Annotated in this window: 7 protein-coding genes; 1 reads left to right on the top strand and 6 read right to left on the bottom strand. The window is 61.9% G+C overall.

Annotation, left to right across the window (positions count from 1 at the left end):
• Nucleotides 1-8: 8 nt before the first annotated feature.
• The 5 genes from PWM43_RS09715 to PWM43_RS09695 all read right to left on the bottom strand — a co-directional run bounded on the left by PWM43_RS09715 (nt 9) and on the right by PWM43_RS09695 (nt 9,379).
• Nucleotides 9-1,493 (bottom strand): glycoside hydrolase family 125 protein, encoded by a 1,485-nt coding sequence (locus PWM43_RS09715; protein ID WP_289842309.1) that lies wholly within the window; start codon nt 1,491-1,493, stop codon nt 9-11.
• Entirely contained in the window at nt 1,490-4,027 is a 2,538-nt protein-coding gene (locus PWM43_RS09710; protein WP_289842308.1) for a glycoside hydrolase family 3 protein, read from the bottom strand. Before PWM43_RS09710 ends, PWM43_RS09715 begins: the two co-directional genes overlap by 4 nt.
• A complete protein-coding gene (locus PWM43_RS09705; protein ID WP_289842307.1) occupies nt 4,024-6,633 on the bottom strand; it encodes a beta-mannosidase in 2,610 nt (869 codons plus the stop codon). The genes PWM43_RS09710 and PWM43_RS09705 overlap by 4 nt, the downstream gene beginning before the upstream one ends.
• On the bottom strand, nt 6,630-7,355 hold the full coding sequence (locus PWM43_RS09700; RefSeq protein ID WP_394356063.1) for a glycosyl hydrolase family 18 protein: 726 nt from the start codon (nt 7,353-7,355) through the stop codon (nt 6,630-6,632). Before PWM43_RS09700 ends, PWM43_RS09705 begins: the two co-directional genes overlap by 4 nt.
• Before the next feature lie 374 nt (nt 7,356-7,729).
• Nucleotides 7,730-9,379 carry an alpha-L-fucosidase gene (locus PWM43_RS09695; RefSeq protein WP_289842306.1) on the bottom strand — a complete coding sequence of 550 codons (1,650 nt, stop codon included), beginning with the start codon at nt 9,377-9,379 and terminating at the stop codon, nt 7,730-7,732.
• Nucleotides 9,380-9,767: 388 nt separating this feature from the next.
• Between PWM43_RS09695 and PWM43_RS09690 the strand changes: the two genes are divergently transcribed.
• Complete coding sequence (locus PWM43_RS09690; protein WP_289842305.1) at nt 9,768-10,667, top strand: ROK family protein; 900 nt, start codon at nt 9,768-9,770, stop codon at nt 10,665-10,667.
• 36 nt (nt 10,668-10,703) lie between these two features.
• Here PWM43_RS09690 and gltB read toward each other — a convergent pair whose 3' ends face one another.
• On the bottom strand, nt 10,704-15,215 hold the full coding sequence (gltB, locus tag PWM43_RS09685; protein ID WP_289842459.1) for a glutamate synthase large subunit: 4,512 nt from the start codon (nt 15,213-15,215) through the stop codon (nt 10,704-10,706).
• Between the last annotated feature and the right edge of the window lie 12 nt (nt 15,216-15,227).

Here is a 15,227-nt window from a genome sequence, read left to right as displayed (position 1 = left end):
CGGAAAATTCAGGGACGGGAGAGAGAAAGCGCGCCCACATATCGGGCCGGAAGAGGACGACGAAGAAGATCAGGGCGATGTCTGGCGAGATCGAGGATCAGCTCGCCGAACATGCCGTTCACCCACGCAAACCAGGGACGCGTGAATTTTGCGGGATCGTCCACGTCGAACGACTCATGAAGCAATCCGGTGCCCGCATCCGTGTCGCGCAGTTCCCGCAGGCACGACGCGATCTCCAGGTCGTCGCGGCTCGTCATGGCCAGTGTGACCAGGGACAGCGGCCAGATCATCCGCGCTCCCTCATGCGGCCCTCCGATGCCAGAACCGAACCTGCCCGTAAAAAACCACGGATTGGCGTCGCTCCAGACACGCTTGCGGGTTTGCACATAAACGGGGTCACGCGCCGTCCTGATCCCCAGCCAAGGAAGAGAAAGGAGGCTCGGTAGATTGGCGTCATCCATGAACAGCGTGTTGCCGTATCCATCGACCTCATAAGCCCAGAACACGGCGCCGTCCCGATCCCGGATCTGTCCGTGATCCTCGGCCGCCCGCTGCACGGACGCCGCCAGCCTTTCGGCATCCTCGACGAGAGCCGTCGGACCGCCCATCGCGCGCGCCATCTCCGCCATCAGTCGCAGCGCGTGGGCGGCGAACAGATTACCCGGAATATTGAACGGATACTGACAGGCATCATCCGAGGGGCGAAACCCGGCGTGAATGAGCCCGACCGGTCGCGTCGGATTGCCATAGCCCTCTCCGAACTGACTCTCGCTCGGCTGTAGAGATAGCCGTCGGAACCGGTAGGGGCCTTTCCCCATCAAGCGGCGCTGCTCCGAAAATACGGCGACGATCCGCGCCATGGCCTCCCACCAGCGCGCATCGAACGGCGTGCCATCTCCCGTCGCCCGCCAGTAGGCATGAGCGATCCAGATCGGGAAAGCGAGGGAATCCAGTTCCCATTTCCGTTCTGCCACGCCCGGACGCATCTCAGTCTCATCATGCACCGCCCAGTCCAGGCGCCGCGTATCGACCGGGTCGCGCCAGAACGCATTGGCATAAGGATCAATGGCGATCGAGCGGATGTAGCGGTTGAAAAGCCCATGAAACAGGCGCGTCAGCCCCTTGTCGCCCTTTGCGAAAGCCACATACGGATGAAGCTGACATGCCGAATCCCGCAGCCACATGGCGGGAATATCCCCTGTCAGCACGAATGTATCGGGACGCCCATCCAGCTCACCCTGCACAACGGCAGTTTCGAGGGTATTGGGCAGACAGCGGCTGAACAGGTTCGCGAGTTTCTGATCCGCGATCCGAGCCGCCACATGGCGGATTTCATGTTCAAGAGCGGGACAACGCACGGGGGTGGCCTTGAATGCGGCCGTCGCAGCCCATCCCTTTGAGGCCCCCGACAGACCCGCCATCGCCGCACTGAGCGTCGAGCCGAAAACACGTCGCCCCATCCACAGCCCATTGCGTGACCGGGACGCGCTCATGGCGCGCCCATTCCAACAGAAAACGTCGCCGCACCTGATGGCGGCTTTCCGGCGACAGGCGCCGCAGGAAGAACAGCCACCTGGTAAGTGCCTGTCACACGATGCATCACGCCCTGAACATCTGCGAAAGAAAAAGCTTCCGGCAAAACATCAAATCGCACGACACGGCTTTCGCCCACCCGGAGAGGCACACGCTGCACGCCGCCGAGTTCAACACCGGGCCGCCCTTCGCCACCAGGCGGGAAAATGTACAACTCAGGCACGGCTGTCGTCGCCCGTCTGCCTCTGTTCTGCAGCGTCACCTCAAATCCCTTTCCAGCCCGATGCGTCTGGCCGAAAACAACATCGCCATAGCCGAGCCCATATCCAAAGGGCGCGTCAGGCTTCCCTGAGAAATAACGATAGGTCCGCCCACCGAGCATGTCGGACAGGGCATAGTCTGCAAATGGCGGCAGATCATCAGTCGCATGGTAGAACGTGACCGGCAGCCGCCCTCCAGGTTCAGCCTGCCCCAGCAACACGTTCGCAATGGCTTCACCACCCGCCTCGCCGGGATACCATGCCGCCAGAACCGCAGCCGCCCTTTCGCGCGCCGGACCAAGCGCCACCGCTCCGCCCGAGTGCAGAACAACCACAACCGGCTTGCCCGTCTCCATCAACGCGTCAAGCAGAGCACGCTGGGGCTCCGGCAATTCGATTTCAGTCCGATCGCCGCCCAGAAACCCCGGCGCGTGCACCGACAGCGCTTCTCCCTCGACTTCCGGCGACAGGCCGAGAAAGGCGATCGCCATATCCGCCTGTGCCAGAGCGGCCAGCGCTTCCCGTCTCTGCGGCACCGCCTCGACCTGCCATTGCATTCGCACACCACCATCCTGCCCCGTATGGACGACATCGAGCCGCACCCAGTGACGTCCTGCCGCAACGGGTTCCGCCATGACCATGTCGGACTGACTGTCTCCCGCATGTGTCAGGACCGTGCGCCCGTCCACTTCCAGTCGCACCGGATCGTGCCCGGCGCAGTCGAAGCAACGCTCCACATGGACCGAGAGCTGTGCACCGCCCTCGGGCACACTGAGAACCCCGCTCCAGCGCACCGAGAAATGTGATGTCGCCACGCCGGGCGCGGGAGGCGCACGGTCCCAGTCCACATCCACCAGACGCGCCGACTGGAGCACAACAGGCGCGGACGCAAAATCATCATGCGCGAAAACAGCTTCCAGCATTCCACCTACGAGCGCCGTTTCGGGCACGGTCTGCGGGACATGGCTCGCCAGGACACTTCCAGGCGCGTAAACGACGCGCTGCGCCCCGATCGCATGACGAAGCGCGAGGAGCGGCGTATCGGCGTCCTGGACCGTGCCGTGGTAATTGCCCTCCAGAACCGGCAGGGAGTCGGCATCCGGTCCGATCACCGCGATTTTCTGCGTGCTGATCGGCAAAGTCCCTTTGGGGTTGCTTAGCAGAACCAGCGATTCCTCAGCCGCTTTCAAGGCCAGCGCATGTCGTTCCGCACTACGCGTATCTTTCGGAAATACGGGAACCTCCGCGACGGATGCCCGCCCTGGCGTCCAGCCCAGCGCCGCACGGAGGCGCAGCAGCCTTTTCAGCGAGCGATCGAGATCCGCTTCCGTCACCAGCTTTTCACGCAACGCCTCTTTCAACGCCGCGTAGGCCGCACCGCAATCGAGATCGACCCCTGCCTTAAGCGCGGCTGCGGAAGCCTGCGCCATGGTCGGCACGGCATGATGAAAAGCCGTAATATCCATCACCGCATCACAATCCGCGACGATATACCCGCCGAAACCCCATTGCTTGCGCACGACATCGTGCAGGAGCTTCGGATTGGCGCAGTTCGGCGTTCCGTTCACGGCGTTGTAGCTGCACATGAGACCCGCGCTGCCCGCCCCTGTTACACGATGAAAGGCGCGCAGATAGGTATTGCCCAGATCGGACGGTGCGAGATCGACGTCGAAACTGTCGCGCCCCGGCTCCGGCCCGGAATGCGCCACGAAGTGCTTGACGGCTGCCGCCGCAACGGGACGCGCCACATCCTGCCCCTGCATGCCGCTAACGAAGGCAGCCCCGAGTTCACCCGCGAGCCAGGGATCCTCGCCGTAGGTTTCCTGCCCGCGTCCCCAACGGGGATCGCGAAAAATATTGACGTTCGGCGACCAGAGCGTCAGCCCATCGAAACGGCCATGGTCCGCGTGCCACCCCGTAACCATGAATTTTTCACGCGCTTCGGCGCCGATATCCTGCCCAATCTGGGTCACAAGCGCCGGATCGAACGTCGCCGCCAGCCCTATCGCCTGCGGGAAGACGGTCGCGGCCCCATTGCGTGCCGCGCCGTGCAGCCCCTCACTCCACCAGTCATAGGCCGCCACGCCCAGACGGGGAATAGCGGGAGCGGAGCTCTGGACTTGTCCGATTTTCTCATCGACGGACATGCGCGCGACGAGATCGTCGATCGTATCCGCGCGCGCGCGTAGGCTTCCCATCATGACAAGCAGAAGCACGAACACATATGCTTTCATCGTGTCGCACCGAACAGAGAGCGTGGCTTCAGATGTGCCCGCACCGCTTTAGAGAGTGCCGGACCCGAAAAATGGATCATCCGGCTTTCGCCCGGCAGAAGATCGAAAAAATCATCGTCGGGAAGGGTATCAGGCCCATCAACACCCAGAGACACTGCATGCGCGAAATTCCGCGCCGTGAAAGTGACCGTCTCACCGTTCGCGGACCAGATCCAGGAAAGCTGAGGATCTTGCAGCGCGAGTTGACGATAAGTCCCCACCGGCAAGATCCGGCGAGAAACGATTTTGCCGTCCACGCGCAAGGTCGCGACCAGCACGTCCCGCGTGGGATCGAGCCTGGCACGATCCAGATGTCCAATCGCCATGACGGCGTCAGGCGCCAGGATCACATCTCTGGACAGGAGAAGGGTTCTCGTGCCGTTCATGCTGACGCGCTCGACGTCCACATGCCCAGGTTCCGCCGCGTTCAGATCGGAAACCGCGCTCACGGAAAAACCGTCCCCTTCCGGCAGAATGGTCACCATGCGCGGCGCATAAAACGCGCGCGTCCGATACCAGAGCGCTTTCGGGCGATTATGCTTGTCGACAGCCGACCATGACGGTCCGGGCCACAGGTCGTTCAGCTGCCAGTAGAGCGATCCCAGTGTCCAGGGACGGCTGGCTCGCAGATGCTCCGCCGCCAGCGCGATCCCATCAGCCTGCATGACCTGCGACAGGTAGACGAAGGCCGGAAAATCGCGGGCCCGACCGTATTCCGCCTTGAGATAAAAGCCGATGCGCCTGTTGCCATCGCCGCTTGCAAATTTCTGGTGGGCTCGCATGACCTGCGTGTTCTCGCCCATCTGATCCGGCGCGATCGCGTCGGCCAGGGTGGACATCGGCGGCATGGCCTGCAAGCCATATTCGGACTGGAAGCGCGGCGTCGTTTTCAGATAATCCGCGATCGGCGCTGAACCGGACCATACGTTCCAAACATGCATGTCTCCCCGTTCGGGCACATTAGCCGGACCGTCGTAATCCGTTCCCGGCGAGGTCGGCCAGTAAGGCGTTTGCGGATCCAGCGACGCCACTTCCTGCGGCAGAACACCACCGAACAGGTGCGCCATGCCCGCCACCACGACATCCCGCCGCACCGGCCCGATGGCGCGCGCGTAATCCTTACGATCCGGCCAGGATTCCCAACCCGTCTCAACTTCGTTGTTGCCACACCACAGCATGAGTGAAGGATGATGACGCAGACGCAGGATCTGCTCACGTGCTTCCTGCCGCGCGCTTTCGGCATAAGCCGCATCGGGCGGTGGAACCGGGCCGCCAAATGCGAAATCCTGCCAGACCATCAGCCCGAGTTCGTCAGCCCGATCATACAGAGCATCACTCTCATACAGCCCACCGCCCCAGACGCGGATCATGTTCATGTTCGCATCGCGCGCCATCGTCAGCAGGCGGTCGCGATGCGCGGCACTCTCCTGACCGGGGAAAATATCCATGGGGATCAGGCTCGCACCTTTCGCGAACAGGATCCGCCCGTTGACGCGAAACCCGAAAGCCCGGCCTTTCCCGTCACGATCCCGCACCAGCTCGACAGTCCGCAGACCGATCCTGCGGGTGCTCGACGCCACCCGATGACCGGCCACATCGAACACCGCCAGTTCGACCTGATACAGAGGCTGCGGACCTGCTCCGATCGGATACCATAGCGCGGGTTCCGGAATGCTCAGCGGAACCGCGATGCCCGTCGTACCGGCCGGTAGCTGAGCCGTCTGTTCGGCCTGCCCCATCTTGCCATCCGGGCCGCGATAACGCGCCTGCAGCCGATAGGTGCCCGGCGCGTCGAGACTGATATCGCCCATGACGTTCAGCCTCGCGACATGCGCGTCCAGCCCGACGGTCGACGGATATTCATGCGCGAGCGATACCGTATCCCGCGCCACGAGGTGAACACCGCGCCAGATGCCTTCCGTCAGAACACGCGGACCCCAATCCCACCCATACTGATAGCCCGCCTTGCGCACATAAGCCTGACTTTGCCGCCCTTCGGCCTCATCGCCAAAGGGTGTCTCGAATTCGCCCGGCAGCGTGTGCGCAACGTGTAGAAGACGTTGATGCATCACGCGAATGGGTGAGCGGAACGTCACCAGAATTTCGTTCTCACCGTCGCGCAGATATTGCCGCACATCCGCGACGGTCCACGTCCGAAACATGTTGTCGGCATCGAGAACCGTGTGTCCATTGATGGACACGCTCGCAAACGTATCGAGCCCGTCAAAGACGAGATCGAGATGCGCAGCCTGCTTTTCGCTATCCGTTAAAGTTAGACGACCGCGATACTGCCAGTCCGACAGACCGATCCACTGGATTTTCGCCTCGTTCAGGCCTTGTAAGGGGTCCGGCGCTTCGCCCGCACGGATGAGATCGGCCAGCGTGCTTCCCGGTACACGCGCCTCCTGCCAGTCTGCGGCCAGCGGATGCGTGCGCCCCGCCGCCTCTCCGGGAGTCAGCCGGAACATCCAGCCCTGATCAAGATCACGGACCACCGTTTCGGCCCGAACCGGGCCGCACGCCAGAAAAACGGCGAGCGGCAAAAGCCTGCTGATGGCTGTTTTCATTGGCCGTGCGTGGCAGGCAGAGCGTCCCACGTCGCGGGGTCTTCCGCGCCCAGAACCCAGGCCGACGTTCCCAGCAGGCCGTTTTCCTTCGCATAATCGTACCGCTCGCGGACGCTGCGGGCCAGCGGCAGGAAAATCCATTCACGCAACTGGTCACGCTCAAACCAGAAAAAAGCTTCATGCTCCCGGGAATCCCACTGGATATCCGCATGATACTGCGCCGCCAGCGGCAGGGATTCATCGGCATCGATATAATCAGCCGAAATATTCGGCCCCGTCGTCCCGTCTTTGTGGACTGGATCGCCCGCCCACCAGTGATAACCATATAGGGGGATGCCAAGAGAGATTTTCTCCTTCGGCACGAAGCGTTCCGCATATTCGATGTTCTCGACCATCCATGGCCATCCTCCCACCGGGCCGGGCGCGGTCCAGCGCGTATGCTGGTCATACGTCATGAGCGAAATATAATCCGTCGCGGCACCGATGGCCTTGAGATCATAGGAACCGCGCCAGTACTGCCACATCCAGCGGCCAAACGCGCCCGCACCCGGTCGCCCCGGCGCATTCGGACAGATCGCAACGGAAAAGCGCAAATGATGCGCGTGAAGCCCCGTGCCGATCTCACGCACGAAATTGCTCAGCGCGTCCCGATCGGTCCAAAGAACATCCTCAAAGTCGAGCTGAATCCCATCCAGATGATTCGTGACCGCCTGATCGACGATGCTTTCGATCATCGTGTGACGCGCCTTCGGATTTCCCAACAGCTTGTGAAAATCATCATGATTCATCAAGGCGAGAATTGGCTCGACCGGTACATGATGAGCGTGCGCTATGGCAAGGACGCGCGGATCGACGTTCCCGCTGACGAGACCGTCCTTATCGGTATTATACCAGGTCGGCACGACGACATCGATTTTATCGATATGATTTTGGAACGAGTTAAAGGATTTCACGCTCCCGATCATATAGAACAGTTTTTCCGGCGCTTTTGCGGATGCCTGCAATGCCGGCATCGCTACGGCAGCGAGTAAACCGAGGGCAGCGCAGCGGCGCGCTGTGGTTTTTTTGAAAAGAAATGCCATGTCTGCGCCTTTGATCATGATCTTGTAGTCACACGGAAAACCGGCATGGCGGACAACCCAAACCCACGCGCATCAATATGAAGTCCGGTCGCATCAACGGTGAAGGGAACCACGCCGCCCCCCAGCAGGGACACGGCTTGAACGCCATCGTCCGGATGAAAGGAGTGCAGCGTCAAACGCCCGGCAGGACGCCCCATTGCGATGGCAAAAATCGTGGCGTCACGACGGGTAAACCGAAAATCAGCCGACGTATAATGCTGGCCATGCGCTTCTGCGAATGAACCGGTCGGCAGGCGTGTCGGGCCTTCCCCAAACACACGCCAGGGACGCGTGCCATAGATCGCCTCGCCATTACGCGTCAGCCACTGCCCCATATCACGCAACGTTGTCGCGACGTCCTCAGGGATCGTGCCATCTGCTCGTGGACCGACATTCAACAGCAGATTGCCATTTTTCGAGACGACATCAACGAGAAGCTGCAAGAGGACATCCGCCTTGCGCGCATGATCCCCCTTCACATATCCCCAGGCTTTGGTCGTGACGAACGTGCAGGTCTGCCAGGGTTGAGCCTGAATACCATCCGCTACCCCACGTTCGATATCGAGAACCCCGGTACCGGGCATGAACCCGTTCTGCTTGTAATTCACGACGCCCTCGTCATCTGGCGTTCGGGCGTGCCGGGTATTGTAATAATAAGCGAGAAATTTCGGAAGGGTGCCACGGAACTGCGGATGCCCGATCCACCAGTCGAAATAGACCAGATCCGGATGGTAAAGATCCACGAGCTCCGCCGAACGCGCCAGCCACTCATCCTGCCACATCTGGGAAATCGGCGTGTAATCCGTGATGACATCGGCATCGTCCGATGACATCAGAATACGCTTATGCGCGGGGCCGTAAAAAGAGGCATAGCGCGGATCGTTCACATCCGAACGGATCTTGCGACCTTCTTCGTAAAAGAAATTATGCTCCGCGAGGTGAGACGATACACCGAAACGCAATCCCTCGGCTCGCGCGGCCTTGGCAAGTTCGCCGACCACATCCCGATGCGGTCCCATGAGCACCGAAGTCCAGGAGGACATATGCGAATCATACATCGCAAATCCGTCATGGTGTTCCGCAACCGGAACGACATAACGTGCGCCCGCATCGCGAAAGAGGGCGACCCAGGCACGCGGATCAAAATGCTCGCCACGGAAAAGGGGAATAAAATCCTTATAACCGAATTTTTCGGGAGATCCGTAGGTTGCGACGTGATGTTTCCAGTCCGCCGATCCCTCCTGATACATGAGCCTTGGGTACCATTCATTGCCAAATGCTGGCACTGAATAAACACCCCAGTGGATAAAAATTCCGAATTTCGCGTCCCGATACCACTCCGGTACACGATAAGGTTCCAGCCCCTCCCAGTCGGCGCGGAACGGACCTTGTGCATTGACGCGTTCGATCTGATCAAGCTCTGAACGAAGGGACGCTGCAAAAGGCGCCCGGCTCTGTGCCCACACCCTGTCAATCTGGGCTGGAGTCAGGGCCGAGGTTGGCGCGACGACATCCGGATGTATGGCAGCAGCAAAAGCTGGCGCCACGACCATGCCGAAGCCGCCGCAGCACAGGAGCGTCAGAGCCACATGAAATCGATCGCGGACATGGGCGGACAGGATCATGTTAAATTTGTGAATTAATTCCCGGCCCGAGGTCAATCTCTTTTTATTTGTTTGTCGGAACAAACTTTCTTTCGCATCATTCCTGCCCGCATGGCGGAGTCATCCATAAAATGCGCCTCGAAAATCTCGGGCTTTGTCAAAAGACATCCTCGTGAAGGAGATGTCGCATGACCGGCATATTCTCATTTCGGTCGAGCCCCAAAAACGCTCCGCACCGTATACGCTCAGGAATGATTATTTCTCTTGCTGAACAAAATTTCCCTCGATAGCGTGAGGTCAAAGCCAACAGGACAGGTCATAAAGGGGTGCCGAACGACGCAGCCGTGAATTTCAAGCCAGCGGCACCAAGCCATGCGACCGATACACACATGAAAGCCGCCCGCATCTGATGCCAGAAAAAATCCTGTGCGCTGATATCGGTGGTTCGTTTATTGACAGCGCCGTTGTCCACGATAACAGCGTGCTGCTCGCACGCCAAAGAGTCCCGACTCCACGCGATGATTTCCAGGCTTTCGCGTTAGCGCTCAAAACATTGGCGGACCCTCATCCCGGCGTTGCGCTCCATATCGCGCTCGCAGGACTCCAGGACCCTGAGACCGGCCTCTGCTCGGCTGCCAATATCCCTTGTCTGAACAATAGACCCATCGCCCGTCTATTATCCGATCTGCTGGAACGTCCGGTTCACATCGGCAACGATGCCGACTGTTTCGCACTGGCCGAGAGCCATCAGGGCGTCGGGCGGGGTCATGACAGTGTGTTCGGCATCATTCTGGGCACCGGCGTCGGCGGTGGTCTCGTCATCGGCGGCAAGCCCGTGTTTGGAAAAAACGGACTGACGGGTGAATGGGGTCACGGTCCTTTCGTTCCCGACATCAGAAACGCGCATGATCTTCTTCCCTGCTTTCCCTGTGGATGCGGCCAGCGGGGCTGCGTGGATACGATTGGCGGCGCGCGAGGGATCGAACGTCTCTATCGTTGGGTCGGTGGGAACGATAACCGCGAAAGCCGGGCCATTCTTGACGCCTGGCGGACCGGCGACTCCGCGGCCAGCCGGGCGATCGCGCATTTCCTGTCCTATGTGTCGTCCGCGCTGGCTCTGGCCGTCAACATCACGGGGGCCACGGTCATCGCCGTCGGCGGCGGGCTTTCGAACGCCGCCGATCTCATCGACGCGCTTGATATTGAAACGCGACGACGCATCCTGCGTCGCACCGATGAGCCTCTGGTCCTGTGCTCCAGCCTCGGGAACGACGCCGGGCTGATCGGTGCGACCTATCTGGGACGATAGGACTCCCGCCGGGCAGGTGCACCGCCCGGCAGGGTTTCACGCCGCCTGAACGGCGGCGGGTGCCTCATAGCCGATGATCCGCGCATAATCGCGCGGCACGATATGCCAGAAGCGCGGCAGGTTCGTCTCCCAGCGATGGAGAAGTTCCGCCGCGTAGGCGCTCCCGGTTTCCTTCGCATGCCGTTCGACGAGTTCACGCAGCATGACCTCGTATTTTTCGTCTTCGACACGGTTCCAGAGCACGGTGTCCGGATTGATCCGGCTCTCGAACTGATCGTCGGTATCCAGCACGAACGCCATGCCGCCCGTGAAACCCGCTCCGAAATTATCGCCCGTGCAACCGAGAATCACGACGGTTCCACCCGTCATGTATTCGCAGGCATTCGACCCCGCGCCCTCGACCACGGCGATCGCGCCGGAGTTGCGCACCGCGAAGCGCTCGCCCGCCTGCCCCGCCGCGAACAGCATGCCCGACGTCGCGCCATAGAGCACCGTATTGCCGATGATGGCATTGCGCTCCGTGCGGCGCTGTACGGTCGGCGACTGACGGACCACGATGGTCGCGCCGGACAGCCCCTTGCCGACATAATCATTCGCATCGCCGATCACGTCGATCTTCACGCCCTGCACGGCGAACGCGCCGAGCGACTGACCCGCCGAGCCACGCAGGCGCAGCGTCAGATGGTCCGGCGGCAGTTCGTGCATGCCGAATTGCCTCGTGATCAGGCCCGAAACGCGCGTGCCGATGGCGCGGTGCGTGTTCTGGACCGTGTAGTGCAGATGCAGCTTCTCGCGATGCTCGAAGAGCGGCCTGGCGTCGGCGATGATCTGGGCGTCCAGCGTTTCGGGCACTTCGTTGCGGCCTTCACGCGTGCAGTAGCGCGCATAGGGGCCGGGGTCGGCCTGAACCAGCAGCGAGTTCAGATCGAGATCGTCGAGATAATCCGCGCCGCGTGACACCTGGTGCAGCAGGTCCGTGCGCCCGATGATCTCTTCGAGACTGCGGAAGCCGAGATCGGCCAGGATGTTGCGCACATCCTCGGCGACGAAGGTGAAAAGGTTGATGACCTTCTCGGGCGTGCCCTCGAACTTGGCGCGCAAAGCCTCGTCCTGCACGCACACCCCGACCGGGCAGGTGTTGGAATGGCACTGACGCACCATGATGCAGCCCATGGCCACGAGCGCCGCCGTGCCGATGCCGAACTCCTCGGCGCCCAGCATCGCCGCGATCACCACGTCCCGACCGGTTTTCAGCCCGCCATCGGCACGCAGCAGGATGCGATGACGCAGACGGTTGAGCATCAGCACCTGATGCGCTTCGCTCAGCCCCATTTCCCACGGCAGACCCGCATATTTGACCGAGGATTGCGGACTGGCGCCCGTGCCGCCGCAATGGCCGGAAATCAGGATCGAATCGGCCTTCGCCTTCGCGACCCCGGCGGCGATCGTGCCGATGCCGGTCCGCGCGACGAGTTTGACCGTCACCGTCGCGGTCGGGTTGATCTGCTTGAGATCGTAGATGAGCTGCGCCAGATCCTCGATCGAATAGATGTCGTGATGCGGCGGCGGCGAAATCAGCGTCACGCCCGGCGTGGCATGGCGCAGCTTGGCGATCAGCTCCGTAACCTTGAAGCCCGGAAGCTGGCCGCCCTCGCCGGGCTTCGCACCCTGGGCGACCTTGATCTCGATTTCGCGGCAGTTGTTGAGATATTCCGCCGTGACGCCGAAACGGCCCGAGGCCACCTGCTTGATGGCGGAATTGGCGTTATCGCCGTTGGGGCGCGGTTTCGCGCGTGCCGAGTCCTCGCCGCCTTCGCCGGAATCGGACTTCGCGCCGATGCGGTTCATGGCGATCGCCAGCGTTTCATGCGCCTCGGGGCTCAGGGCGCCGAGCGAAATGCCGGGCGCGACGAGGCGACGGCGGATCTGCGTGATGCTCTCCACCTCGTCGACGGCGATCGGATCGCGCGTGCGGCGGAAATCGAGCAGATCGCGCAGGGAGACGGGCGGCTGACGGCGCACGGCGTCGGTATAGCGGCGGAACAGCGAAAAACTGTCCGTCGCCACGGCCGTCTGAAGCATGTGGATGAGCTGGCCATTAAACGCGTGGACTTCGCCCGAGCGGCGGAGCTTGTACAGCCCGCCGATCGGAAGCGCGCCCGCGGGACCACCCCAGGCCGCTTCATGCGCCGTCAGGACGTTGCGCGCGATGCCCGGCAGGCCGATCCCGGAGATGCGCGACGCCATGCCGGGGAAGAACTCCGCCACCAGCGCGCGCGACAGGCCGACCGCCTCGAAATTATAGCCGCCGCGATAGGCCGAAACGATCGAAATGCCCGATTTGGACATGATCTTGAGCAGCCCCTTGTCGAGCGCCTTGCGATAACGCTCGACGGCCTCGCGCAGCGTCATGTCGCCGAACAACCCGCGACGCAGCCGGTCCTGGATACATTCCTGCGCGAGATAGGGGTTGATGGTCGTCGCGCCGACGCCGATCGTCACCGCGATCGCATGCACGTCCATGGCGTCGGACGAACGCACGTTCAGCGAGGTGAACGTGCGCAGGGACTGGCGCACGAGATGGATATGCACAGCCGCCGTCGCGAGGATCATCGGGATCGCGGCGCGCCCGGCATTCTGCCCTTCGTCGCTGAGGAAAAGATGCGCGCACCCGCCGCGCACGTGGTCCTCGGCCTCGCGCCGGATGCGCGCGATGCCGTCACGCAGTCCGGCCTCGCCTTCGGACGCGTCGAAGGTGCAATCCACGGTCGCGCCGGAACGGCCGCAGAAACCCCGCAGCGCCTCGAACTCCCCGATCGTCAGCACCGGACTCGGCAGTTGCAGCATGTCGCACTGCTCGGCGGATTCGTCCATGACGTTGCCCAGATTCCCCAGGCGGGTCGTCAGGCTCATGACGCGCGTTTCACGCAGCGAGTCGATGGGCGGGTTCGTGACCTGGCTGAATCCCTGCCGGAAATAATGCGACAGGCCGCGATAGGTCGACGATACGATCTGAAGCGGCGTGTCGTCCCCCATCGAGCCGATGGCCTCGGCCGCGGTCTCGACCATGGGATGGAGGATCGTCTCCAGCTCTTCATGCGTCAGATTGACCGCGAGCTGACGACGACGCAGTTCATCCGCCGCATAGAAGACGGGCTCGGCCACGTCGTCGCGCACGACCGAGCCGATATTGCGGATGCGCTGGCTCCAGCCCTCATAGTCCTGCCGTCCAGCCAGGAGATCGAGCAGTTCGGCGGGCTGGTAGAGCTTCGCTTCCTTCATGTCGAAGCCAAGCATCTGCCCCGGCCCGAGCCGTCCCAGTTCGCGGATCTGCGCGTCGGGGAAACGCACCATGCCGGTCTCGGACCCGACCACGAGCAAGTCGTTCTCCGTGATCATGTAGCGCAGAGGCCGCAGACCGGCGCGGTCCAGACCGGCCACGATCCAGCGCCCGTCCGTGCCACAGATCGCCGCCGGACCATCCCAGGGCTCCATGACCGCATTGCAGTAGGAAAACAGGGCGCGCTGCTTTTCCGTCATGGCCGAATTCGCGCCGACGCTGGCCGGGACCAGCATCGTCTTGGTCATGGGCGCGTCGCGCCCCGCGAAGGTCAGCATCTCGAACACGTTGTCGAGCATGGCCGTGTCGGAACCCGCGGGCTGCACGACCGGCTTGAGATCGCCCATGAACGGATTGAGGGCCTCGTCCGCCAGACGCGTCTCGTGGCTGCGCATCCAGTTCACATTGCCCGAAATCGTGTTGATCTCGCCATTATGGGCGATGCGTCGAAAAGGCTGGGCCAGCTTCCAGGTCGGGAAGGTGTTGGTCGAATACCGCTGGTGATAGATCGCAAACCGCGACGTAAAGCGCTCGTCGAGCAGATCGGGATAGAAATCCGTCAGGTTCTCGGCGAGGAACATGCCCTTGTAGATGACCGAGCGGCAGGACATCGAACAGATATAGAGATCGACATGCTTCGCCAGCGCCGCGTTCTCGATCCGGCGACGGATCACATAGAGGTCGCGCTCGAAATCCTCCTCGGATCGGCCAAGGCGGTTGCGGATCATGATCTGTTCGATCTCGGGTCGCGTCGCATTGGCCTTCTCGCCGATGCACGCCGTATCGATCGGCACCTGGCGCCAGCCATAGATCCCATAGCCGAATTCGAGAATTTCGGTCTCGATGATCGCGCGACCGGCCTCCTGCGCGCCCAGATCGGTCTTCGGCAGAAACACCATGCCGATGGCGATCCGCCCCTCGATATGATCGTCGCCCGACGTATGGATGGCGTCCGCAAAGAAATCCTGCGGGATCTCGACATGGATGCCCGCGCCATCCCCCGTCTTGCCGTCGGCATCCACCGCGCCACGATGCCACAGGGCCTTGAGCGCATTGATGCCCGCCATGACCACATCGCGCCGCTGCTGGCCGTCAAGCGCGGCCACCAGGCCGACGCCACAGGCGTCACGCTCCTGCGAAGGATCATACAGACCTTCGAGCCGGGCGACGTTGGCCGCGTAGGCCTGGGCGAAATCTTCCTGTGCCATCGAATCGCGTCC

It is taken from the genome of Brytella acorum, from assembly GCF_029309905.1.
Taxonomy (GTDB): domain Bacteria; phylum Pseudomonadota; class Alphaproteobacteria; order Acetobacterales; family Acetobacteraceae; genus Brytella; species Brytella acorum.
This window is presented reverse-complemented; position numbering and strand designations above follow the sequence as displayed.